Below are 20,830 nucleotides of genomic sequence, written 5' to 3' on the forward strand. Positions count from 1 at the left end.
TGAGGCGGCGGTTCGCGGCGTCGTCAGTTCATGGCGCCGGACCGCAGGGCCGGGAGGTCCGCCTTGACCGTGTTGACCGGGATGGCGAAGCCCAGGCCCACGCTGCCGGCGTCGGACGAGGAGGAGCCGCTGCCGCTCGGCGCGTACATCGCGGAGTTGATGCCGATGACGGCGCCGTTCATGTCGATCAGCGCGCCGCCGGAGTTCCCGGGGTTCAGGGACGCGTCGGTCTGGATCGCCTTGTACGTCGTCGTGGACCCGCCGGTGTCGCCGTTGAACTGCTGCCCGCCGAACCCGAAGGGCCAGCCGCCCTGCTGTTGCTGACTCTGGTTTCCGTCGGTGGAGACGGTCACGTCCCGGTTGAGCGCCGAGACGATGCCGCTGGTGACGGTGCCGGTCAGGCCCTCGGGGGAGCCGATCGCCACGACCCCGTCGCCGACCTGTACGCGGTCGGAGTCGCCGAGGGCGGCCGGTTTCAGGCCCGAGGCGTCGTTCAGCCTGATCAGAGCGAGGTCCTTCGAGCTCTCCGTGCCGACGAGGTCCGCGGTGTACGTCGTGCCGTCGCTGGTCCGCACCTTGATCGAGGAGGCACCGGCGACGACGTGGTTGTTGGTGATGATCTCGCCGTCCTTGGTGATGATCACACCGGAGCCGGTGGACGATCCGGCGTTGGAGGTGGCGTTGATCTCGACGATGCTCGGGCTGACCGTCTTGGCGACGCCGGAGACCGTGCCCTTCTGACCGGTCGGCACCGCTGGGGCGCTGCTCGCGCTCGACGAGGTGACGATGCCGTTGCCGGTCAGCTCCTGGATGCCGTAGGCGGTGGCGCCGCCCACGGCCGCCGCCACGATCGCCACGGTGGCGAGCAGGGCGGCCGGGCCCCGGTTCCGCTTCCGGCGGGGCCCGGCGGGACCGGTGGCCGAATGCCCCGGCGCGAACGCCGGCGGGGGCGGCCACCCGGGGTTCACCGAGGAGGAGGGGTGCTGCGGGCCGCTCGCGTGCGGGTTCTCGTGCTCGCCGCCGCGGCGAAAGGATTCGGTCATGTCAACGAACCTCCCGTCCGACCATGAGAGCACCCTGAGTGCCCCCTGAGAAGTCCGACAGAACATCGTATGCCCGATATAAAGACACCCTCGGCGGCCCGGTCGGCAGCCCGGTCGTCGGCCCGGACAGTGGTCCGGCCGGCGGTCTGACCGCTACGCGCAGCCGCAGGAGCGGCGGACCACCAGTCCGGACGGGAAGACCTTCAGCCGCTCGCGCTGCGAGCCGACCACCCGCAGCCCGTCGTCGAGGACGAGGTCGACCGCCGCGCGGGCCATCGCCGAACGGTCGGAGGCGACCGTGGTCATCGGCGGATCGGTGAGCGCCGCCTCCTTGATGTCGTCGAACCCGACGACCGCGAGCTCGCCGGGCACGTCGATGCGCAGCTCGCGGGCCGCGCGCAGCACGCCGATCGCCTGGTCGTCGGTGGAGCAGAAGATCGCGGGCGGGCGGTTCGGCCCGGAGAGGATGTCGAGACCGACGCGATAGGCGTCGTAGCGGTTGTACGGGGCCTCGAAGAGACGGCCCTCGGTCGGGATGCCGGCCTCCTTCATCGCCCGTCGCCAGCCCTCGACGTGGTCGGAGACCGGGTCGCCGACGGCGGGGGTCTCCGCGGTGCCGCCGACACAGGCCACGTACGCGTAGCCGTGTTCCAGCAGGTGGCGGACGGCGAGCTGGGCGCCGCCGAGGTCGTCGGTGACGACGGCGACGTCGTCGATGGCCTCGGGGCGTTCGTGCAGCAGGACGACCCGGGCGTCCCAGGCGTCTATCTCCGCGGCGGCGAGGTCGTTGAGCGCGTGGCTGACCAGGATCAGCCCGGAGACGCGCATCCCCAGGAACGCCCGCAGGTAGTGGACCTCGCGCTCGCCGATGTAGTCGGAGTTCCCGACGAGCACCATCTTCCCGCGCTCGGCCGCGGCCTGTTCGACCGCGTGCGCCATCTCCCCGAAGAAGGGCTGGCGCGCGTCCGGGACGATCAGGCCTATCAGGTCCGTGCGCCGCGACGCCATCGCCTGGGCGACCCGGTCGGGCCGGTACCCCAGCTCCTTGATCGCGGCGAGTACGCGCTCGCGCGTGGCCGGGGCGACCGGCCGGGGTCCGTTGTTGATGACATAACTGACGACGGCGGTGGAGGTACCCGCCAGCCGCGCCACGTCATCCCTTGTCACCTTGGCCACGCGCGGAGTCTACGCGGATATAACCGGTCCTGGCAGAGCAAGAAGGAGCCCGTGAACAGCGGAGAACAGCGGGAAACAGCGGGGAAGCGGCGCGTGCCCGCGAACGCGCGCGACATCTCACGCCTGCGTCCGTGACTCCGTGGTTCCCCGGAGGGCCTTCTCGTCCGTATCCGCCGCCTTTCGCCGGTCGGCGGCCTCGGCCTTGCCCTCCTTGGCCCGCTCGCCCTTCTCCGGCGTAACGAATCGGTAACCCACGTTCCGGACGGTGCCGATCAGCGACTCGTGCTCGGGTCCGAGCTTGGCCCGCAGTCTCCGTACGTGGACGTCGACCGTGCGGGTGCCGCCGAAGTAGTCGTAGCCCCAGACCTCCTGCAGCAGCTGGGCGCGGGTGAACACCCGGCCGGGATGCTGGGCGAGGTACTTCAGCAGCTCGAACTCCTTGAAGGTGAGGTCGAGGACGCGCCCTTTCAGCTTGGCGCTGTAGGTCGCCTCGTCGACGGACAGGTCGCCGCTGCGGATCTCCATGGGGGAGTCGTCGCCGGTGATCTGCAGCCGGCCCATGGCGAGCCGCAGCCGGGCCTCCACCTCCGCCGGTCCGGCGGTGTCGAGGAGGACGTCGTCGATGCCCCAGTCCGCGGTGACGGCGGCGAGGCCGCCCTCGGTCACCACGAGGACGAGGGGGCAACCGGGGCCGGTGGAGCGCAGCAGCTGGCAGAGGCTGCGGACCTGCGGGAGGTCGCGCCGGCCGTCGACGAGGATGACGTCGGCGCCGGGGGTGTCGACCAGGGCGGGACCCTGGGCCGGGGCCACGCGCACGTTGTGGAGCAGCAGGCCGAGGGCGGGGAGCACCTCCGCCGAGGGCTGGAGGGCGTTGGTCAGCAGGAGCAGTGAACTCATCGCACCCCTCCCTCGAGATCTCGGCGCCGGGAGCCGAGCTCGCGGAGCCGGCTGTCGGGCTCCCGGTCCGGCGCGGGTGCTGCCCACTTCCGGGTCGTCATGCGGTCGTGCACGGTTCGCTCGCCCATAACGTCTGGTTCCTCCTCGGTCCCTGCGGTGGGGTACCTCCCACGCCGTCGGGGCAGTGGGGGAGTCTGCGGCTTGCTTCGTGCGTTCGACGGCCCGTACACCGGCGGTTTCCCGCGTCGTGCACAACGCTTCCGAAAGCACAAAAGGACCCGGGGGCTTCGCTGCCCGAGTCCTCTCCCCCGCAGAATAGCCGACATGAGCACCGGTCCGGCAGGTCATGTGGCACGTTCCGCCATTCGTCCGAATTCCGAGACGCACGGCGCAACACGTGGTGGTACGTCTTTGCGGACGTTTCTGCGTACCGCGGACGGAGTGCGGATCGATTCCGTGTACGAATCCGCCGCAGTGTCGGCGGCGGCCGGGAACAACGGCTTCCGCCCACCCTCCCGTGATCCGGTGTTCGTGATCGCGCACGGGTTCACGGGGCACGCGGACCGGCCGCACGTGCGCAGGGCGGCGCGGGCTTTCGCGCGGCACGGGGCGGTCGTGACGTTCTCCTTCCGTGGGCACGGGGCCTCGGGCGGGCGGTCCACGGTGGGGGACCGCGAGGTGCTGGATCTGGCGGCGGCGGTGTCGTGGGCGCGGGAACTGGGGCACACGCGCGTGGCGACGGTCGGGTTCTCGATGGGCGGCTCGGTGGTGCTGCGGCACGCGGCGCTCGACGCGGGTGGTGCCGGTGGTGCGGGCGGTCCGGACGCCGTGGTGTCCGTCAGCGGGCCCGCCCGGTGGTTCTACCGGGGGACGGCTCCCATGCGGCGGCTGCACTGGCTGGTGACCCGGCCCTCGGGGCGGCTGGTGGGCCGGTACGGGCTGCGGACGCGGATCCACCGCCGGGACTGGGACCCCGTTCCGCTGTCCCCCGTCGAGGCGGTGCCGCGCCTCGCGCCGACGCCGCTGCTGGTCGTGCACGGCGACCGCGACGGCTACTTCCCGCTCGACCATCCGCGCATGCTGGCGGCCGCGGCCGGCGAGCACGGGGAACTGTGGGTGGAGCCGGGCATGGGGCACGCGGAGAACGCGGCGTCCGACGGGCTGTTGCACCGGATCGGGGACTGGGTGGTGGCCCGGGCGGGCTAGCCTGACCGTGTTCACCGTCAACCCGATTGAGGAACCAGCAGATGGCAAAGGTCACGGTGCGGTACTGGGCCGCCGCCAAGGCCGCGGCCGGGGTGGCCGAGGAGACGCTCGAGGCGGCCACGCTCGCCGAGGCGCTCGACGCGGCGCGCGAGCGGCACCCCGGCGAACTCACGCGCGTCCTGCGGCGGTGCTCCTTCCTCGTCGACGGTGATCCCGTGGGCACCCGCGAACATGAGACGGTACGGCTGGCCGAGGGCGGCACGGTCGAGGTGCTCCCGCCGTTCGCAGGAGGGTGAGCGATGACCAACCAGCCGTATCAGGGCTACGACGGGCACGAGGGACAGCGGGGCCACGACCCCTACGGGTGGCCCCAGCCCCAACAGAACCAGCAGTATCAGCAACCCCGGCAGCCCGAGCCGCAGGCGTGGCCCGGGGGGCAGCCGGGCCAGGAGGACCCGCACGCCGCCCTGCAGTACACGCAGCAGTGGCAGGGACAGACGTGGGAGACGCAGATGCAGCCGCCGGTCCCGGCGGCGACCCCGGCGGAGGAGACGTCGTACCTGCCGCAGACCCCGCCGCCCCCGCAGGGGCACGCCGGGCCCGCCGTGCCCGCCGGGTACGGCGCGGCCCCGGCCCACGGGGCCCCGGGGGGCACCGTCCCCGCCACCGGTGCCGCACCCACACCCCCGCCCGCACCCTCCGCTCCCGCTGACGGTCCCGAGTACGGGCCCGCCACCCTCGCCGGCAACACCCGGGTCACGGACGCGCAGCGCGCCCGCGCGGAGGGGCGCTCGCCGATCATCGAGCCCGGCATGCAGCCGGCGGCGCTCACCGCGCTGCTGGGGCTGCTGCTCGCCGGCGGGGCGGCGCTGGGTACGTACGCCCTGCTCGTACCGCTGGTGGCCCTCCAGGGGCTCACCGCCGCGGGGTGGTTCCGGCTGAACGGGATGTGGCCCGCGCGGCAGGGCATCGCCCTGGGCTTCCTCGGGGCGCTGGTCGCCGACGTGGCGCTGCTGGCCTCCGACCGCTCACCGTCGGCCGTCCTCGGCACGCTGGGGGTGTGGGTGGTGCTGTCGCTGGTGCTGCAGCTGCGCTCGCACGCCGACCCCGACGAGCGGATGTACGGCCTGACGGCGACGGTGGCCGCGTCGGCTCTGGCGATCGTGGCGAGCGGACACCTGGCGGCCGACGCCGACGCGGTGACGGTCGGCGGGGTCGCGCTGGCGGCGGCGGTCGTGGCGCGTGCGCTGCCGTTGCCGACGCCGGCGTCCGTCGTGGTCGCGCTGCTCGTGGCGGCGGGTGCGGGCGCGGCGGTCGGCGGGATGACGGGGTTCGGCGCCTCGGGCGCGCTGATCGGTGCGGGCGCGGCGGTGTGCGCCCTGATCGGGCACCGCGTCGCGAGCTACGACTACCCGTCCCGGTTCGTCCACTTCACGGCCGGGGTGGCCCTGCCGCTGGCCGCGGCGGCACCGGCGGTGTACGTACTGGGGCGCGTCGCCGGCTGACGGCACTGACGGCACGGACGACCGGCGGAGCTGCGGCCCCTGTCACAGGTGATCGACAATCCCGGGGTTTCCCCGACCGTGCGGGTTACCCTCGCGCAGGACGGCTGCCCGGCCGTCCGTGGGGGACTGCCGTCGAAAGCACCTAGGTGGGGGAACCAACCGCATGCGCGCACTGCGAATACTGCTGGTCGTCGTCGTGATTCTGGGCGGCATCTTCGTGATCGTGGACCGGGTCGCGGTCAACTTCGCGGAGGGCGAGGTGGCCGACCGGCTCAAGTCGGCGGAGAACCTCGCCGCCACTCCCGACGTGTCCATCAACGGTTTCCCCTTCCTCACCCAGGTCGCCGGCGGCACCCTCGACGAGGTGCAGATCGGCATCGAGGGCTACGAGGCCACCACCGGCGACGGCGCGAAGAACATCCGCATCGCCGACCTGCGCGCCGACATGGAGGGCGTCGAGTTCTCCAGCGACTTCAGCTCCGCCACCGCCGCCGCCGCGACCGGCACCGCGACCGTCGCCTACGACGAGCTGCTCAAGACCGCCAAGTCCGACTCCACGCAGGTGGCCCCCGGTGTCACCGCCGGCGTCGTCGGCCTCTCCGACGGCGGCAACGGGAAGATCAAGGTGACGGTGGAGGCCACCGTCCTGGGCACCAAGCTGCCCGAGCCGGTCTCCGTGCTCAGCTCCGTGACGGTCGTGGACGGCGACACCGTGCGGGTGCGGGCGGACGGGCTGCCGAAGTTCGGCGGCGTCGAGATCGCCGAGACGCGGGTGCGGGCGATCACCGACTTCGAGCAGAAGATCAACGGCCTGCCCGGCGGCATCAAGCTGGACAAGGTCGAGGCGGCGGGGGGCGGCGTCCACATCACCGTGAAGGGTTCCGACGTCCGCCTGGCCGGGTAGGGAGCGAGCGGCGGGCCCTCCGGGGGATCCCCGACGGATCCCCGAGGACCTCGGGCGTCCGCCAGGCGAGACGAAGGCGTCCGTAGAGCAGATGTGACGACGCACGCGGCCCCGCCCGGGGCGTGCGGGGTGCGGGCCCGGCAGCACGGCTGTCTCATGTAGCGGACAATTCCATATCAACATGTGACACATCGGTGACATGTCCGCCCTGCCCTCCCTACGATCGACGGCATGCAGTGTCAGACGAGCGTCCTCCGAGCGCGAGGACAAGCGGATCTCACGAAGCGGCGGGCAGTCGACCTGTGCCGCGTCGCCGCCATGCTCTGTCGACCCTTCTGAGCGGTCGCATCGCCGTCCGTGTTTTCCCGGTTTCCCGGTTTCCCGCTTTCCCGCCTCGCCCCCTGAGGGGCGTCCGTGCGCCGGCCCCACAGGGGCGCGCAGCCTCTCTGCCCGCACGCCCCGCCGCAACTGCCCCGGAGGAGACAGAACATGAGCCGCAACGACGTACTGGTCGACGCCGACTGGGTCCAGGAGCACCTGGACGACCCGACGATCGCCATCGTCGAGGTGGACGAGGACACCACCGCCTACGAGAAGAACCACATCAAGAACGCCATCCGGATCGACTGGACCAAGGACCTCCAGGACCCGGTCCGCCGTGACTTCGTCGACCAGGCGGGCTTCGAGAAGCTCCTGTCGGAGAAGGGCATCTCCAACGACCACACGGTCGTCCTCTACGGCGGCAACAACAACTGGTTCGCCGCGTACGCCTACTGGTACTTCAAGCTGTACGGCCACGAGAACGTCAAGCTCCTCGACGGCGGCCGCAAGAAGTGGGAGCTGGACGCCCGCGAGCTGGTCGCCGGCGACGAGGTGCCGGAGCGGGCGAAGACCGAGTACCGGGCCAAGCCGCAGGACCTGTCCATCCGCGCCTTCCGCGACGAGGTCGTGGACGCCATCGGCGTGCAGAACATCGTCGACGTGCGTTCGCCCGACGAGTTCAGCGGCAAGCTGCTCGCGCCGGCCCACCTGCCGCAGGAGCAGTCGCAGCGCCCCGGCCACGTGCCGAGCTCCCGCAACATCCCGTGGTCCAAGAACGCCAACGACGACGGCACCTTCAAGTCCGACGAGGAGCTCAAGAAGCTCTACGAGGACGAGCAGATCGACCTGTCGAAGGACACCATCGCCCTGTGCCGCATCGGTGAGCGCTCCGCGCTGTCCTGGTTCGTGCTGCACGAGCTGCTGGGCGTGGAGAACGTCAAGAACTACGACGGCTCCTGGACCGAGTACGGCTCCCTCGTCGGTGTGCCGATCGAGCTCGGCGACGGCAAGTAAGCCCTACCGACCGACCTTTCCAGACCACTAGACCACTTCAGGAGTACGCCATGTGCGGTGCGAAGGCCGGTGGCCCGGACGCTTCGACGATCAAGCCCGGCGAGACCACCATCCAGGGTCAGGTGACCCGTGACGGCGAGCCGGTGACGGGCTACGTCCGTCTGCTGGACTCGACCGGCGAGTTCACGGCCGAGGTCCCGACCTCCGCCACCGGACAGTTCCGCTTCTACGCGGCCGAGGGCACCTGGACCGTCCGTGCCCTGGTGCCCGGCGGCAGCGCCGACCGCACGGTCGTCGCCCAGCAGGGCGGGCTGGCCGAGGTCGCCATCGCGGTGTGAGGGCTCGTCCCGCGGATCCGTCCGCGGGACCAGTGACGACCGAAGGGCCGCCTCCCCGGGCCGGACGCCGGGAGGCGGCCCTTCGCGCCGTTCGGTTCTAGGCTGGAGACATGTACGCGCGCAGGCGTCATGTCTACTTCGCCATGATGGGGACGTGCATCGCGTTGTTCGTCCTGGCCTGGGGCGTCGTGCGGCTGTGGTCGGTGCCGGCGGCCGTGGGCATGTGCGTGGTGGCCATGGTCATCCCGCCGGTCGCCGCGGTGATCGCCAACCGGCGCGGCCCCGAGGACCGCTGGTGGGACGACCCCTCCGGCGATCCTCAGTCCGACGAATGGTGGGACGAACTGGACGGCAAGAAGGGACCGCGGCCGCCCCGCTGAGGGGCCGACAGGCGCGGCTTCTCAGTACACGAGTGCCTGTGTGTCGTCCGCCAGCGCCTCCTGCACGAACACCTGCGCGCCCGCGATCCGTACGCCCTCGATGACGTCCTTCTCCGTGATGTCCCGGCGGGCCGCGCACTGCGTGCACAGGGTGAGACGTCCCCCCGCGACGATCGAGTCCAGCAGGTCGGGCAGCGGGGCCGCGTGCGGCAACTCGAACTCCGCGGCACGGCCCGGCAGCGCGAACCACGCGGACTCGCCGGTGAGCCACAGGGAGACATCGACCCCGCTCGCCACGGCCACCGCCGCCACCGTGAACGCCTGCGAGCAGCGTTCGGGGGCGTCGGCCCCCGCGGTCACCTTGATCACAAGCTTCTTCGCCATGGCTGAATCGTAATCCTGTTGCCTACAACTACTTGTGTGGCCCACGAGTCCTCTGTGAGAGCGCGCCATGGGACGCGCTCTTCTCGTTCTGAGGGGACATTGTGGAAGATCCAGAAAGACCGGGGGGCCCCAGGACCGCCGAGGAGGTCGGGCCGCCGAAACCGGATGAAGCGGGTGCGGACGCGGAGCCTGCCGGGTCCGGCGCGGCGGTCCGTCCACGCTCCCGTCCCCGCGGCCGTACGACGTTGCTGATCGCCGCCGCTGCCGTACTGGGCGTCGTCGCCGGTACCTGTACCGGTTATCTCGTCCAGGCCGACCGCGAGCCCACCGCGCTGCCGTCACCGGCGCAGCCGGTGCTGACGCAGGAGAAGGGGCAGGCGCCCGCGCCGTTGTCGGCGGCGCAGGACCGCCGGGTGAAGACCGACGGCGACCTCCGCAAGCTGTTGCTGAAGAAGCCGCGCGGAGCCAAGGACGACGAGTTCCTCATGGGCGACGACGGCTGGATGAGGCTGGCCGACTACGCGTCCATGTTCGAGGATCCCGACGAGACCTTCGGTGAACTGCTCGCCGACGAGTTCCGGCGCGCGGCTGTGACCGGCTGGAGCAAGGGGGACACCTCCGTGGAGATCCGGCTGGTGCAGTACCGCCAGGAGGAGGTCCCCGCCGCCGCCGACTACGCCGAGGGCGCCCAGTACTGGACCGAAAGCGAGGACGGCGTGGACAGCTGGGACATACCCGGCACCGGCGGCGGGATGGCGTACGTCTACACCCGGCCCGACTCCGAGCCCGGCTATCTACCCGTGTACAGAGCCGAGGCGCACGCCTGGCGTGGTGACATCCACATGGAGATATGGGTCACGGACACCGAGCGGATCTCCAAGAAGGAGATCCTCGGCCTTGCCGAGCGCCAGATGGAGCGGCTGTGAGCGAGAACCCCACCCCGGCTGACGCTTCCTCGGACGAGCCGAGGCCGACGGACGCGGTCGCGGCAGGGTCGGCCCCCGACCCCGAGGCCGTGCCCGCCCTCGAGGAGGCCGTGCCCGCCCCCGAGTCCACGACCGAACCGGACGCCGTGCCTGAACCGGACGCCGGGCCCGGTCCCGCATCCGAACCCGCGCCGACGAAGAAGCGCCCGCGCCGCGGTCGGATCGCCGCCGTGGCCGGGAGCGTGCTGTTGGCCGCCGTCGTCCTCGGCGGGGCCGGCTACACCGTCGTCACCGTCGAGAACGCCGACCGTGACCCGGGCGCCCCCACCTGGGACCTCGACGAGGCCGAGGCGGCCGACGGGAAGAAGGCCGCTCCGACCGGTCTCGCCGGCATGCTCGTGCCCTACGGGAGCAAGGGGTACGAGCGCGGCCCCGACCTCGGGACGTTCGGCGCCGACGCCGTGCTCAGCGGGGAGCAGGCCACGGCCCTGCGCAAGGAGCGGCTGCAGGGAATGCCGCGTACCCAGCGCAGGCAACTGGAGAAGGCGATCGACCGGCAGCGCATCACGGGCCTGGCGATGCGCAGTTACGTCACCGGTGACGTCGTGCGCTGGGGACCCGCGGAAGACGTCTTCACCATGAGCATCGAGCTCGCACAGATGGAGAACCGTTCTGCCGTCCGGGAGACGGCACGGTTCCAGAGCGAGTTCCTGGACGCCATGGACGTCTTCCGCGACGGCCCGAAGATCAAGGGCCACAAGAACGCCCACTGCTTCCTGCCGCCGAAGGACGACGAGGTGGAGCTGGAGACCATGTACTGCGTCGCCCACGTCGGCAACGTGCTGGTCACCGCGATCACCGACGGCGCCGCCCCACTCAAGACCAAGGAGGCCGCGATGCTGCTCCGTGAACAGCTCGACCGGATCACCGAGCCGGGGGAGTCGGTATGACCGAGCAGCACGTCCTCACACCGCCTCCCTCGGATCCCTCGGAGCCCCCGGCCCCCGAAGAACCCCAGGCCGGGCCCGCTGCCGCGAAGGACCGCCGCGTGCTGCGCGCCGTGCTGCGCTGGACCGCCGCCGTCGCCGTCTTCGCCGCCGTCGGCACGTCCACCGCATACGGCATCACGCGCATGGAGCGCACCGACGTACCGGGGCTCGCGACCGAGTCGGACGGGCGCTGGGACTACCCCGAGCTCACCAGGCCGCCGCTGCCCTCCGGCAGCCCCGGACCGCTCGCCGAGTCGAACAGGGCGGGCACCCACCACGTCGACCTGCGCGAACTCGTGCTCCCGGCGCCCGAAGGCGCGAAGGGCGACGCGACGCTGCGGGGCGAGGACGGCTGGCTGGACACCGGGGTCTTCCTGTCGGAGTACGCGGTCGCGGAGGACCGGGACGAGTTCCGGCAAGAACTCGTCGACCGCGGTCTGCGGCACATCGCGGCCCGCGGCTGGACCACGGAGGACGGCACCAGGACCCGGATCTACCTGCTGCGATTCGACACAGCTGCCGTCGTCGACTCGCTGTTCCAGGACGGCCTGACCCCGGCCAGCAGCCCCAAGTACCGGCTGCGCGGCACCGACGAGTCCCAGTTCGACGAGAACTACCCGAGACCGGCGCGGGCCGACGGGGCTCACTGGATGTCCTACGTCGAGGCGGCACCGTACGGCGCCGAACAGGTCCGTCACGCCTACCTCGGCTTCGGCGACACCCTGGTCCTCGTCGTCCAGTCCCGCAAGGGCGGCGCCCGGGCCGTGCCCTTCCAGCAGACAGTGGTCCTGCAGAGCCGGCTGCTGAGCTGACCCGGCGAGGGGGCGTGGAGGCGCACCTCATACGGAGGGCCGGGTCCCGGCCGCGTAAGCTGGGGGCCGGACCTGTGTACACGAACCGCACCGCACCCGCTCAAGGAGCACCCGTGGAGATCTTCTTCTCAGCCCTGTTGGCTCTGGTCTGCGTCGGCGTCCTCGCCTTCGCCGGGCTGGCCGTGAAGAAGCTGTACCAGGGCCAGCGCTGACCGCCCACGTCCAGGAACTGTCACTGATGATCGAGATCCCGTCCGACCTCCACAAGGACCTCGTGCCGCTCGCCTTCCTGCTCGGCGACTGGGCGGGCGCCGGGGTGCACGACTTCCCCGGCGCCGAGAAGTGCAACTTCGGGCAGGAGGTCTCCTTCACCCACGACGGCCGGGACTTCCTGGAGTACAGCTCCCACACCTGGGTGCTCGACGGAGACGGCAACAAGGTCCGGCCCCTGGAGTCCGAGCACGGCTTCTGGCGGATCGACGCCGCCCGCAAGGTCGAGGTGACGATGACCCGCGACGACGGCGTCATCGAGATCTGGTACGGCGAGCTGGCCGACCAGAAGCCGCAGATCGACCTGGTGACGGACGCGGTGGCGCGCACCGCCGCCGCCGACCCCTACAGCGGCGGCAAGCGGCTGTACGGCTACGTCAAGAGCGACCTGATGTGGGTCGGTGAGAAGCAGACCCCCGAGGTCGAGCTGCGTCCCTACATGTCGGCACACCTGAAGAAGGTCGTCACCCCGGAGGACGTCGAGCGCTGGGCCAAGGCCCTGCCCGACGACATGCCGGACGACGGAATCGCCTTCTTCAAGTGAGCTCCCGGGCCGCACGGCCCCGGGTTCCGGGCTCCACGTCCTAGACTCGTGGTGTGGTGAGCACCGACTGGAAGAGCGACCTCAGGCAGCGCGGCTACCGGCTGACGCCGCAACGCCAACTCGTGCTCGAAGCCGTCGACACGCTGGAGCACGCGACCCCCGACGACATCCTCGTGGAAGTGCGCAAGACGGCGTCGGGGGTCAACATCTCCACCGTCTACCGCACGCTGGAGCTCCTGGAGGAACTGGGTCTGGTCAGCCACGCCCACCTCGGGCACGGCGCCCCGACCTACCACCTCGCCGACCGGCACCACCACATCCACCTCGTCTGCCGTGACTGCACCAACGTGATCGAGGCGGATGTGGAGGTGGCCGCCGAGTTCACGGCGAAGCTGCGCGACATGTTCGGTTTCGACACGGACATGAAGCACTTCGCGATCTTCGGCCGCTGCGAGGACTGCTCCCTGAAGCGTTCAACTACCGAGTCGTAGGCTGGGGGTATGAAGAGCCCCCTGCTGAACCTGTCCGGCGCCGTCCCCGCCGAGGGCGTGGACGAAGGCGTGGCCGCGCACTACGGCGACCTGTTCCGCGAGCAGCGCGCCCTCGCCGACGGCACCGGCTTCGTCGACCTGTCCCACCGCGGGATCGTCACCGTCTCCGGGGCGGAACGACTGAGCTGGCTGCATCTGCTGCTCACCCAGCACGTCAGCGACCTCCCGCCGCACCAGGCCACCGAGGCGCTGATCCTCTCCGCGAACGGCCACATCGAGCACGCGCTCTACCTGGTCGACGACGGCGAGACGGTCTGGGCCCACATCGAGCCCGGCACCCAGGACGCGCTGATCGCCTACCTGGAGTCGATGAAGTTCTTCTACCGGGTCGAGGTCGCCGACCGCACCGCCGACTTCGCGGTGGTGCACCTGCCGGCCGGTTCCATAGCGGAGGTGCCCGAGGGCGTGGTCGTCCGGGAGACGCCGTACGGCCGTGACCTGTTCCTGCCCCGCGCCGACCTGGAGTCGTTCGCGGAGAAGGCGGGGCCGCCCGCCGGCATCCTCGCCCACGAGTCGCTGCGGGTCGAGCAGCACCGCCCGCGGCTCGGTTTCGAGACCGACCACCGCACCATCCCGCACGAGCTGGGCTGGATCGGCGGTGCGGTGCACCTGCAGAAGGGCTGCTACCGGGGCCAGGAGACGGTCGCCCGGGTCCAGAACCTGGGCAAGCCGCCGCGCAGGCTGGTCTTCCTGCACTTGGACGGCAGCGAGGTCCACCTGCCGCCGGCCGGCACCGACATCCGGCTCGCCGACGACGGGCCGGACGGGCGCAAGATCGGCTTCGTCACCACGTCCGTACGCCACCACGAGCTGGGCCCGGTCGCCCTCGCGCTGATCAAGCGGAACGTCCCCGTCGACGCCCGCCTGATGGCCGGGGACACGGCGGCGGCGCAGGAGACCGTGGTCGAGCCCTGAGCGCCGGGTCTTCGGCCCGAGGGCCCGGGTGTCCGAGGGCCCGGGGGTCAGACCTCCAGCAGGACGGTGAACGGGCCGTCGTTGGTCAGCGACACCCGCATCTGCGCGCCGAAGCGGCCCGTCGCCACCGTCGCGCCCAGGGAACGCAGCCGGGCCACCACCTCGTCGACGAGGGGTTCGGCGACGTCCCCGGGGGCCGCGGCGCTCCAGGTGGGGCGACGGCCCTTGCGGGCATCGCCGTAAAGGGTGAACTGGCTGATCACCAGGAGCGGCGCGTCGATGTCGCTGCACGACTTCTCGTCCTGGAGGATCCGGACCGACCAGAGCTTGCGGGCCAGCTGGGCCGCCTTCTCCTTGGTGTCCTCATGGGTGACGCCGACGAGGACACACAGTCCCTCGCCCTCGATCGCCCCCACCGTCTCGCCGTCCACGACGACGCTCGCGCCGTCCACCCTCTGCACCACCGCACGCATACGTCCATCATGCCGGTCGGCGAACGGATGACCGACGTCGGCCCGCGCGAGGCCCCGGTCGGGCTATTTTTACTCCTTACCCCCCATCTGGGGTGGATCAGGGGCACTCGGTCACATAGCGGCCGCCAGGGGTGGCACGATGCTGGCACACACCGGTCGAGGGGACGGTTGAGGCACATGAGCACACCAGGAACCGGGCAGCAGCCCGGCCCTGTCCTGTCGGCGTCGATCGGAGTGGGGGTCGGGGAACGCCTCGGGGAACACGATTTCCACCGTCCGCCCGCCCAGCGCACGGACAGTCCGACATGGGAACCCGATCCGGCACCGGAGCCCGAGCTGATCGCGCGCAGCCTGCCCGACCTGCGCGCGCTGCGCCGTGACGCGCAGCGCGACGAGGCCGACCTCAGCTATGTGCGGCGGCTGCTCCAGGGGCGCATCGACATCCTGCGGGCGGAACTGGCCCGGCGTACGCCGGTGGACGGGCCGGTGGGTGTCGGTGCCGGCGGGGGCACGTCCGACGCGGGCGCGTCCGGCGGGGGCGCGTCCGGCGGGGGCGCGTCCGGCGGGGGCGCGTCCGGCGGGGGCGCGTCCGGCGGGGGCGCATACGGCGGGGGCGCGGTACCGGTCGTCGCGCCGGTGGAGGCGTCCGTGGTGGAGCGGCTTCCGGAGATCCTGCGGGACACGCCGACCCGCCACCGTTCCTCCGCCCGCCACGTGACCCTGGGCACCCCGCGCAGCGAGGAGTCCCGGCGGCTGGCGGCGGAGATGCTCGCCGAGGTGGAGCTCTCGGACCTGGGAGCGCGTACGGACGGGGAACTGCGCGCCGCGATGGGCCGGCTCGTGCGGTACGAGGAGCAGGTCTCCCGGCGGCGGCAGGGGTTGCAGCGCACCGCGGACGACTGCGGCGCGGAGATCGCACGCCGGTACCGCGAGGGGGAGGCCCAGGTCGACGACCTGCTCGGGTGAGGCGGGGGCGCCGGGGCAGGCGGTCGGACGGGCGGAAAAGTGCGCGACACCCCGCCCGGGCGCGATCTACCGTGAACGCATGACCTCCAGCGCCGACGCCTCCCGTGCCGACATCGACGTACGCCCGATCACCGAGACCGAGTTCGCGGACTGGAACCGGGCGTTGAACACCGGGTTCCTGCGCGAGCCCACTCCCACCCGGGAGGAACTCGACGCGCGGCGCCCGGAGTTCCAGCCGGGCCGGTCGCTGGGGGCCTTCGACGGCGGCCGGTGTGTCGCGACGCTCCGCTCCTTCGCCCAGGAGCTCACCGCCGTCGGCGGCGCCGTCGTGCCCGCCGACGCCATATCGAACGTCACGGTCAGCCCCACCCACCGCCGGCGCGGCCTGCTGACCCGCATGATGGCCCAGGACCTCGCCGCCGCGAAGGAGCGCGGGGACGTCGTCGCGACGCTCATCGCCGCCGAGTACCCGATCTACGGCCGGTACGGCTTCGGCCCCGCCACCTGGATGACCGAGTGGACCGTCGACGTCCCGCGCAGCGGCCTCGACCCGCGCTGGGCGGGTCCCGGGGACGGTGGACGCGTCGACCTCGTGGACGCCGAGGACGTGCGCAAGCTCGGCCCGGAGCTGCACGAGCGGCTGCGGGTGGCCCAGCCGGGTGCCGTCAGCCGTACGGAGCAGTGGTGGAAGTTCGCCACCGGCGCCCTGAGCCACCGCCCGACCTGGACCGAGCCCTACTTCGCCGTGTACCGCTCGGCGGACGGCGAGGTCGAGGGCATGGTCTCCTACAAGGCGGACGACAACTGGGGCGACGCCATGCAGCCGCAGAACACGGCGCGGGTGAACTGGCTGCTCGCGGTGAGCCCGGCCGCGGAGCGCGCGCTGTGGCACTACCTGTGCTCGATCGACTGGATCGTGAAGGTGAAGAGCGGCTGGCGGGCCCCCGACGACCTGCTCCCGTCCTTCCTGCCGGACCCGCGCGCGGCAGCCGTGACGACCCAGACGGACTGGCTGTGGGTGCGCGTGCTGGACGTCGTACGGGCGCTGGAGGCCCGGACGTACGGCGCGGCGGGGACGCTGGTGCTGGAGGTGGCGGACGGCGCGGGGCCGGCCGGTGGCCGCTACCGGCTGGAGGCCTCGGCGGACGGGACCGGAGTCTGCGCGGCGACCACGGCGGACGCCGATCTCACGCTGGACGTCGCCGAGTTGGCGGCGCTGTGGCTGGGCGACGAGTCGGCGGTGCGGCTGGCGGCGCTGGGCCGGGTGCGGGAAGAACGAGCGGGCGCCGCCCGTCAGGCCGACGCCCTGCTGCGTACGTCCAGGCGCCCGTGGTGCCCGGACCTCTTCTGAGCACTTCTGCTGCTGCTCTCCCCCTTTCCCTCCTCCGGCCGGCCTGTCTGCCGACGGCGGGTGTCGGGCCGTCATCCGTAGCTGCTTGCTGTTCAGTTGTGGTTGTCGCGATGCCGCGCCGTGGTGCTGACCGGCCGGGTTCCCGGCTCCCCTCCAGGAGAGAAGCCCGGCCGGCTCCTCGAGAAGTGCTCCCGACGGTCGCCGTGGGGAGCCAACCTCCCAAGAGGTTCGACCAGGTCGCCCAAGTTGGCGACCAACTTCTCTTCAGTTATCTCCGCTTGGAACCGGCTCATAACCACCTTTCCCTGAACTGCCCAAAGATGGCGCGAAGTTGTAGGGTTCGGTCGTGGACCCGGAATACGCCCCCGTCAATGGACGGAAGAGGTCACAGCGGCCACAGAGGGCACATCGCGAGGTGGCCGACGCGTTGCGCGCCCGGATCAAGTCCGGGGAGCTGAGCCCTGGCCAACGCATGCCCACCCAGGCCCGGCTCGCCGAGGAGTTCGGCGTCGAGCGCGGTACCGTGCGCCAGGCGCTGCGCGTCCTGCGGTCCGAGAGGCTCCTCACCGATGCCTCCAAGGGCGCCCCCGCGACCGTCGCCGTCGACCCCGGCAGCGCGCCGACCGGCCCCGGAGCACCGCCGCAGCCCACCACGGTGGCCCTGGCGCCCCGTATCGCCGCCGCGTTCGCGGCCGAGCGCGTCGAGATCGACGCCGTCTGCCTGACCGCCATATCCCTCACCCTCGCGATCGGCGCACCGCTGCGCCAGATCCACGCCGGGCGACTGAAACCGGCCAAGGTCGACGTCCGTGTCCTGCTGCCCAGCCGGGACATCGACCTCGCCTTCCCGGTGGCGGTGGAGAACCGCGGCGACGACCACGCCGTGCACGAGCGGTGGTTGGCGATGCGCAACGCCCAGGGCCAGGTGCTCCGGCACAACCTGCTCGCCCTGCGCGCCACCCACGGCATCGACGTCCGCGTCTCCTTCCGGGCCCTGCCCTTCACCCCGCCGGTGAAGCTCTACCTGCTCAACGGGCAGGAGGCGCTGTTCGCCTACTACACGCTGGCACGCAGCGAGGCGCAGATCGACCAGGAGAACTTTCAGACGTACGACGCGCAGGGCGTCCGGTCCGTGCTGTTCGGCTTCGATCAGGGCGCCGGGACACGGGACGCCGCCTTCGTGGAGCAGTCCCGCCTGTGGTTCGACGCACTGTGGAAGACGATCAGTTCGGAGCTGGTGCTCACCAGCTGACGTCTTCCGGCCGTGGGCGCCGGCGGCTCACAGGGCGGGCCGCGCCACCAGCAGGGCGAGCAGGACCGCTCCCGCGGAGCTGACACCGGGGCTTTTGGCCTTGATGCCCGCGGTGAGCAGCAGCAGGCCGACGATGCCGGCGATGCCGTACTTCCATTCGACGTACTGCTCGACGGTGATGACGACCACCGCGGAGATGAGGGCGAGGACAGGCACGGAATTCCCCCTTCGGGCTTCCCCGGCGGCGGAAGAGGAACTTCCGCCAACCCGGTCGAGTTGCCCAAGTTGGCAACCAACTCTAGCTAAGTTGTCCCCACTTGGCAGGCATCTATAAACAACTTCCAAACAACTCCCCATAGATGGATCAAAGTTGTAGCGTTTGGTCGTGACCCAGGAGAACGTCGCAGTGAACGGTGACAAGAGGAAAACGCCCCAGGAGATCGCCGACACCCTGCGCGAACGCATCCGCGCCGGGGAGCTCAAGGTCGGCGAGCGCCTGCCCACCCAGGCCGAGCTCGCCGTGGAGTTCGGCGTGGAGCGCGGCGTCGTCCGTCAGGCCCTGCGCGTCCTTCGGGAGGACGGCCTCCTGAGCAACGTCAGCAAGGGCAGCCCGCCCCGGGTCGCCGTACCGACCTCGGTCCCCGAGGAACCCCAGCGGACCATGGTCGGCCTGGCCCCCCGCCTCACCGAGGCCTTCTCGGCGGCGCACGTCCGTATCGACGTCGTGTGCCACACGTCCGAGACCCTGATGGTCGCCCTCGGTGAACCCGTGCGGCTGATCCATGAGGGCACGCTCCGCCCCGAGTCGATCGAGTTCCGTGTCCTCCTGCCGTCCCGGAAGATCAACCTGGCCTTCCCCGTCCTGGTCGCCGAGGACGCCGAGGGCGGCGACCCGGTGCACGAGCGGTGGTTGCAGATGCGCAACGCACAGGCCCAGGTGCTCCAGCACAACCTGCAGGCAGTCCGCCACACCCACGGCATCGACGTCCGCGTCTCCTTCCGGGCCCTGCCCTTCACCCCGCCGGTGAAGCTCTACCTGCTCAACGGGCAGGAGGCACTCCTCGGGTACTACATGCTCGCCAGGCGCGAGGAGGAGTGGGGCACCCAGACCCTGGACATGTACGACGCCCTCGGCTCCCAGTCCCTGCTCTTCCTCTTCGCCAGACAGGCCGGGCAACGGGACCAGGCGTTCGTGGAGGAATCGCAGAAGTGGTTCGACGCCCTCTGGGAAACCATCACGACGGACCTGACACTCTCCTGGTGACTTCTGATGCGACGCGGACCGATCCGGTGACACACGAGCCCGAGAGGGACCGGAAGCCTTCCACGGATCCGAACGATCCGAGCGAGCTGAACGATCTGATCGGGGGCGCCCGTGCGGTGCTGTGGGACTTCGACGGCCCTGTCTGCCGACTGTTCGCGGGCCACTCGGCGCAGCGGGTGGCGAAGGTGCTCGTCGACCGGCTGGAGGGGCGGGGCCTGCACGGCCTGCTGACGGAGGCCGAACGCGAGTCCCTGGACCCGCACGTGGTGCTCCGCGCCGTGGACCGCCGGCACCCGGGCAGCGACCTGGTGGAGGAGTTGGAGGCACGGCTCACCGAGGAGGAACTGCGGGCCACCTCCTCGGCGTTGCCCACCCCCTACGCCGACCCGCTGATCCGCACCTGGACCGCGGCGGGCTCCCGACTGGCCGTCACCACGAACAACTCCCCCCGCGTGGTCCGCAGGTACCTCGCCGACCGCGACCTCCTCGGCTGCTTCGCCCCCCACGTCTACGGCCGCACCCGGCAGCTCAGCCTGCTCAAACCGGACCCCCACTGCGTCAACCGCGCCCTGAACGCCATGGACGCGGCCCCGGACTCCGCCCTGATGATCGGCGACACCCCCTCCGACCTGTACGCCGCGAAGGCGGCCGGCGTGCCCTTCGTCGGCTACGCCCGCAACGAGCGGAAGGAAAAGGTGCTGCGGGACGCGGGCGCCACCACGATCCTGTCCTCACTGGAACCCGTGCTCGAACACATCCGCTCCAACCCTCAGGCCTGAACCCCCAGCAGGGCCGGCACCACGGCCGCCCCCACCGCGAGCCCGTCCCGCCGGGCCCGCTGCCCCGGGGGCGAGGACGACAGGAACGACCCACGGCTGAGGCAGCGGCTGCGGACCATGACCGAGTGGTACACCGTCTCGCTCCAAGGAGCACTGCGGGACCTGCAGACGGAGGGACCGGCGCCGTCGGTCGGCGTCCGGATCCGGCACGCGCCGCTGATCCCCGCCTTCAAGCTCTGTCCGTTCAACGCCGTCGAGGCCCTGCACGGGATGTACGAGGTGGTGGAACGGCCGATGGAGCTGGAATCCGGCGAGATCATCACGGCCCTCGACGTCCTGGGGCTCGGTGCCACTCTCACCCACCACGTGAAGGACGAGGACCCCACGTCTTCCGGCACGGTCTTCGTGGACAGCGTGCGGCAGTGGTACGACCCGGTGGGGGAACTGCTCTCCACCGATGCGTGAGCCGACGTGCCGGTGTCGTGCGGCGACGAGCGAGCGGGGCCCCGGTCGGCTTGCTGTAGCATGCCCGCACCGACTGAGCAAACGCTCTTCGACGTTCGTACCAAG

At 71.3% G+C, this 20,830-nt stretch carries 26 protein-coding genes; 20 read left to right on the plus strand and 6 right to left on the minus strand.

All coding sequences use genetic code 11. The annotated features are described in order from the left end of the window. Positions 1 to 23: 23 nt before the first annotated feature. The 3 genes from AB0I73_RS24670 to AB0I73_RS24680 all read right to left on the minus strand — a co-directional run bounded on the left by AB0I73_RS24670 (position 24) and on the right by AB0I73_RS24680 (position 3,116). Positions 24 to 1,043 (minus strand): trypsin-like peptidase domain-containing protein, encoded by a 1,020-nt coding sequence (locus tag AB0I73_RS24670; RefSeq protein WP_363040714.1) that lies wholly within the window; start codon positions 1,041 to 1,043, stop codon positions 24 to 26. A 153-nt stretch (positions 1,044 to 1,196) separates the two neighbouring features. Continuing rightward, positions 1,197 to 2,219, minus strand: a complete 1,023-nt coding sequence (locus tag AB0I73_RS24675) for a LacI family DNA-binding transcriptional regulator (RefSeq protein WP_363040716.1) — start codon at positions 2,217 to 2,219, stop codon at positions 1,197 to 1,199. 117 nt (positions 2,220 to 2,336) lie between these two features. Continuing rightward, positions 2,337 to 3,116, minus strand: coding sequence for a response regulator transcription factor (locus AB0I73_RS24680; protein ID WP_363040718.1), 780 nt, complete (start codon positions 3,114 to 3,116; stop codon positions 2,337 to 2,339). Positions 3,117 to 3,440: 324 nt separating this feature from the next. On the opposite strand from AB0I73_RS24680, the gene AB0I73_RS24685 reads away from it, so the two are divergent. The 8 genes from AB0I73_RS24685 to AB0I73_RS24720 all read left to right on the plus strand — a co-directional run bounded on the left by AB0I73_RS24685 (position 3,441) and on the right by AB0I73_RS24720 (position 8,784). After that, on the plus strand, positions 3,441 to 4,322 hold the full coding sequence (locus AB0I73_RS24685) for an alpha/beta fold hydrolase (RefSeq protein WP_363040720.1): 882 nt from the start codon (positions 3,441 to 3,443) through the stop codon (positions 4,320 to 4,322). Positions 4,323 to 4,363: 41 nt separating this feature from the next. Beyond that, positions 4,364 to 4,618, plus strand: a complete 255-nt coding sequence (locus AB0I73_RS24690; protein WP_363040722.1) for a MoaD/ThiS family protein — start codon at positions 4,364 to 4,366, stop codon at positions 4,616 to 4,618. A gap of 3 nt (positions 4,619 to 4,621) precedes the next feature. Then, on the plus strand, positions 4,622 to 5,827 hold the full coding sequence (locus tag AB0I73_RS24695; RefSeq protein ID WP_363040724.1) for a hypothetical protein: 1,206 nt from the start codon (positions 4,622 to 4,624) through the stop codon (positions 5,825 to 5,827). Positions 5,828 to 5,990: 163 nt separating this feature from the next. Beyond that, positions 5,991 to 6,731, plus strand: coding sequence for a DUF2993 domain-containing protein (locus tag AB0I73_RS24700; protein WP_363040726.1), 741 nt, complete (start codon positions 5,991 to 5,993; stop codon positions 6,729 to 6,731). A 231-nt stretch (positions 6,732 to 6,962) separates the two neighbouring features. Continuing rightward, positions 6,963 to 7,070 carry an Ms5788A family Cys-rich leader peptide gene (locus AB0I73_RS24705; RefSeq protein ID WP_350849312.1) on the plus strand — a complete coding sequence of 36 codons (108 nt, stop codon included), beginning with the start codon at positions 6,963 to 6,965 and terminating at the stop codon, positions 7,068 to 7,070. 150 nt (positions 7,071 to 7,220) lie between these two features. Continuing rightward, a complete protein-coding gene (locus AB0I73_RS24710) occupies positions 7,221 to 8,066 on the plus strand; it encodes a sulfurtransferase (protein WP_202279703.1) in 846 nt (281 codons plus the stop codon). A 50-nt stretch (positions 8,067 to 8,116) separates the two neighbouring features. Further along, on the plus strand, positions 8,117 to 8,404 hold the full coding sequence (locus AB0I73_RS24715; protein WP_006139129.1) for a DUF1416 domain-containing protein: 288 nt from the start codon (positions 8,117 to 8,119) through the stop codon (positions 8,402 to 8,404). Positions 8,405 to 8,514: 110 nt separating this feature from the next. Continuing rightward, positions 8,515 to 8,784: a DUF3099 domain-containing protein gene (locus AB0I73_RS24720; RefSeq protein WP_363040729.1), complete on the plus strand. Its 270-nt coding sequence runs from the start codon at positions 8,515 to 8,517 to the stop codon at positions 8,782 to 8,784. A gap of 21 nt (positions 8,785 to 8,805) precedes the next feature. Here AB0I73_RS24720 and AB0I73_RS24725 read toward each other — a convergent pair whose 3' ends face one another. Continuing rightward, positions 8,806 to 9,168 carry a DsrE family protein gene (locus tag AB0I73_RS24725; protein WP_042174837.1) on the minus strand — a complete coding sequence of 121 codons (363 nt, stop codon included), beginning with the start codon at positions 9,166 to 9,168 and terminating at the stop codon, positions 8,806 to 8,808. A 245-nt stretch (positions 9,169 to 9,413) separates the two neighbouring features. On the opposite strand from AB0I73_RS24725, the gene AB0I73_RS24730 reads away from it, so the two are divergent. From AB0I73_RS24730 to AB0I73_RS24755, 6 genes are all read left to right on the plus strand, one after another. Further along, the gene (locus tag AB0I73_RS24730; protein ID WP_363040732.1) at positions 9,414 to 10,094 is read left to right on the plus strand and encodes a hypothetical protein; all 681 of its coding nucleotides are present in this window, start codon (positions 9,414 to 9,416) and stop codon (positions 10,092 to 10,094) included. Then, complete coding sequence (locus AB0I73_RS24735; RefSeq protein ID WP_363040734.1) at positions 10,091 to 11,044, plus strand: hypothetical protein; 954 nt, start codon at positions 10,091 to 10,093, stop codon at positions 11,042 to 11,044. Before AB0I73_RS24730 ends, AB0I73_RS24735 begins: the two co-directional genes overlap by 4 nt. Further along, positions 11,041 to 11,895, plus strand: a complete 855-nt coding sequence (locus AB0I73_RS24740) for a hypothetical protein (RefSeq protein ID WP_363040736.1) — start codon at positions 11,041 to 11,043, stop codon at positions 11,893 to 11,895. Before AB0I73_RS24735 ends, AB0I73_RS24740 begins: the two co-directional genes overlap by 4 nt. Before the next feature lie 238 nt (positions 11,896 to 12,133). Then, positions 12,134 to 12,709, plus strand: a complete 576-nt coding sequence (locus tag AB0I73_RS24745) for an FABP family protein (RefSeq protein WP_363040738.1) — start codon at positions 12,134 to 12,136, stop codon at positions 12,707 to 12,709. Between the two features lie 53 nt (positions 12,710 to 12,762). Continuing rightward, the gene (locus AB0I73_RS24750; protein ID WP_109379229.1) at positions 12,763 to 13,200 is read left to right on the plus strand and encodes a transcriptional repressor; all 438 of its coding nucleotides are present in this window, start codon (positions 12,763 to 12,765) and stop codon (positions 13,198 to 13,200) included. Between the two features lie 9 nt (positions 13,201 to 13,209). Further along, the gene (locus tag AB0I73_RS24755) at positions 13,210 to 14,175 is read left to right on the plus strand and encodes a folate-binding protein (protein ID WP_363040740.1); all 966 of its coding nucleotides are present in this window, start codon (positions 13,210 to 13,212) and stop codon (positions 14,173 to 14,175) included. A gap of 47 nt (positions 14,176 to 14,222) precedes the next feature. On the opposite strand, the gene dtd is transcribed toward AB0I73_RS24755, so the two are convergent. Continuing rightward, entirely contained in the window at positions 14,223 to 14,648 is a 426-nt protein-coding gene (gene dtd / locus AB0I73_RS24760) for a D-aminoacyl-tRNA deacylase (protein WP_109379231.1), read from the minus strand. 177 nt (positions 14,649 to 14,825) lie between these two features. On the opposite strand from dtd, the gene AB0I73_RS24765 reads away from it, so the two are divergent. From AB0I73_RS24765 to AB0I73_RS24775, 3 genes are all read left to right on the plus strand, one after another. After that, on the plus strand, positions 14,826 to 15,614 hold the full coding sequence (locus AB0I73_RS24765; RefSeq protein WP_363040742.1) for a hypothetical protein: 789 nt from the start codon (positions 14,826 to 14,828) through the stop codon (positions 15,612 to 15,614). A gap of 79 nt (positions 15,615 to 15,693) precedes the next feature. Next, entirely contained in the window at positions 15,694 to 16,965 is a 1,272-nt protein-coding gene (locus AB0I73_RS24770) for a GNAT family N-acetyltransferase (protein WP_363040744.1), read from the plus strand. 346 nt (positions 16,966 to 17,311) lie between these two features. Beyond that, positions 17,312 to 18,217, plus strand: a complete 906-nt coding sequence (locus AB0I73_RS24775) for a winged helix-turn-helix domain-containing protein (protein ID WP_363040746.1) — start codon at positions 17,312 to 17,314, stop codon at positions 18,215 to 18,217. Positions 18,218 to 18,244: 27 nt separating this feature from the next. Here AB0I73_RS24775 and AB0I73_RS24780 read toward each other — a convergent pair whose 3' ends face one another. Then, the gene (locus AB0I73_RS24780; RefSeq protein ID WP_363040748.1) at positions 18,245 to 18,433 is read right to left on the minus strand and encodes a hypothetical protein; all 189 of its coding nucleotides are present in this window, start codon (positions 18,431 to 18,433) and stop codon (positions 18,245 to 18,247) included. A 163-nt stretch (positions 18,434 to 18,596) separates the two neighbouring features. Between AB0I73_RS24780 and AB0I73_RS24785 the strand changes: the two genes are divergently transcribed. The 3 genes from AB0I73_RS24785 (at position 18,597) to AB0I73_RS24795 (ending at position 20,725) form a co-directional block, all read left to right on the plus strand. Beyond that, a complete protein-coding gene (locus tag AB0I73_RS24785) occupies positions 18,597 to 19,481 on the plus strand; it encodes a GntR family transcriptional regulator (RefSeq protein WP_363040750.1) in 885 nt (294 codons plus the stop codon). Further along, complete coding sequence (locus tag AB0I73_RS24790) at positions 19,427 to 20,260, plus strand: HAD family hydrolase (protein ID WP_363040752.1); 834 nt, start codon at positions 19,427 to 19,429, stop codon at positions 20,258 to 20,260. Before AB0I73_RS24785 ends, AB0I73_RS24790 begins: the two co-directional genes overlap by 55 nt. A gap of 117 nt (positions 20,261 to 20,377) precedes the next feature. Continuing rightward, entirely contained in the window at positions 20,378 to 20,725 is a 348-nt protein-coding gene (locus AB0I73_RS24795; RefSeq protein WP_363040754.1) for a hypothetical protein, read from the plus strand. Positions 20,726 to 20,830 lie beyond the last annotated feature (105 nt).

It is taken from the genome of Streptomyces sp. NPDC050388 (genome assembly GCF_040655635.1).
Taxonomy (GTDB): domain Bacteria; phylum Actinomycetota; class Actinomycetes; order Streptomycetales; family Streptomycetaceae; genus Streptomyces.

What these genes read in the sequence shown, in the direction of transcription:
- AB0I73_RS24670 (WP_363040714.1), bottom strand. Translation starts at nt 1,043, where the DNA reads ATGACCGAATCCTTTCGCCGCGGCGGCGAGCACGAGAACCCGCACGCG.
- AB0I73_RS24680 (WP_363040718.1), bottom strand. Translation starts at nt 3,116, where the DNA reads ATGAGTTCACTGCTCCTGCTGACCAACGCCCTCCAGCCCTCGGCGGAG.
- AB0I73_RS24685 (WP_363040720.1), top strand. Translation starts at nt 3,441, where the DNA reads ATGAGCACCGGTCCGGCAGGTCATGTGGCACGTTCCGCCATTCGTCCG.
- AB0I73_RS24690 (WP_363040722.1), top strand. Translation starts at nt 4,364, where the DNA reads ATGGCAAAGGTCACGGTGCGGTACTGGGCCGCCGCCAAGGCCGCGGCC.
- AB0I73_RS24695 (WP_363040724.1), top strand. Translation starts at nt 4,622, where the DNA reads ATGACCAACCAGCCGTATCAGGGCTACGACGGGCACGAGGGACAGCGG.
- AB0I73_RS24700 (WP_363040726.1), top strand. Translation starts at nt 5,991, where the DNA reads ATGCGCGCACTGCGAATACTGCTGGTCGTCGTCGTGATTCTGGGCGGC.
- AB0I73_RS24705 (WP_350849312.1), top strand. Translation starts at nt 6,963, where the DNA reads ATGCAGTGTCAGACGAGCGTCCTCCGAGCGCGAGGACAAGCGGATCTC.
- AB0I73_RS24710 (WP_202279703.1), top strand. Translation starts at nt 7,221, where the DNA reads ATGAGCCGCAACGACGTACTGGTCGACGCCGACTGGGTCCAGGAGCAC.
- AB0I73_RS24715 (WP_006139129.1), top strand. Translation starts at nt 8,117, where the DNA reads ATGTGCGGTGCGAAGGCCGGTGGCCCGGACGCTTCGACGATCAAGCCC.
- AB0I73_RS24720 (WP_363040729.1), top strand. Translation starts at nt 8,515, where the DNA reads ATGTACGCGCGCAGGCGTCATGTCTACTTCGCCATGATGGGGACGTGC.
- AB0I73_RS24725 (WP_042174837.1), bottom strand. Translation starts at nt 9,168, where the DNA reads ATGGCGAAGAAGCTTGTGATCAAGGTGACCGCGGGGGCCGACGCCCCC.
- AB0I73_RS24740 (WP_363040736.1), top strand. Translation starts at nt 11,041, where the DNA reads ATGACCGAGCAGCACGTCCTCACACCGCCTCCCTCGGATCCCTCGGAG.
- AB0I73_RS24745 (WP_363040738.1), top strand. Translation starts at nt 12,134, where the DNA reads ATGATCGAGATCCCGTCCGACCTCCACAAGGACCTCGTGCCGCTCGCC.
- AB0I73_RS24755 (WP_363040740.1), top strand. Translation starts at nt 13,210, where the DNA reads ATGAAGAGCCCCCTGCTGAACCTGTCCGGCGCCGTCCCCGCCGAGGGC.
- dtd (WP_109379231.1), bottom strand. Translation starts at nt 14,648, where the DNA reads ATGCGTGCGGTGGTGCAGAGGGTGGACGGCGCGAGCGTCGTCGTGGAC.
- AB0I73_RS24765 (WP_363040742.1), top strand. Translation starts at nt 14,826, where the DNA reads ATGAGCACACCAGGAACCGGGCAGCAGCCCGGCCCTGTCCTGTCGGCG.
- AB0I73_RS24770 (WP_363040744.1), top strand. Translation starts at nt 15,694, where the DNA reads ATGACCTCCAGCGCCGACGCCTCCCGTGCCGACATCGACGTACGCCCG.
- AB0I73_RS24795 (WP_363040754.1), top strand. Translation starts at nt 20,378, where the DNA reads ATGACCGAGTGGTACACCGTCTCGCTCCAAGGAGCACTGCGGGACCTG.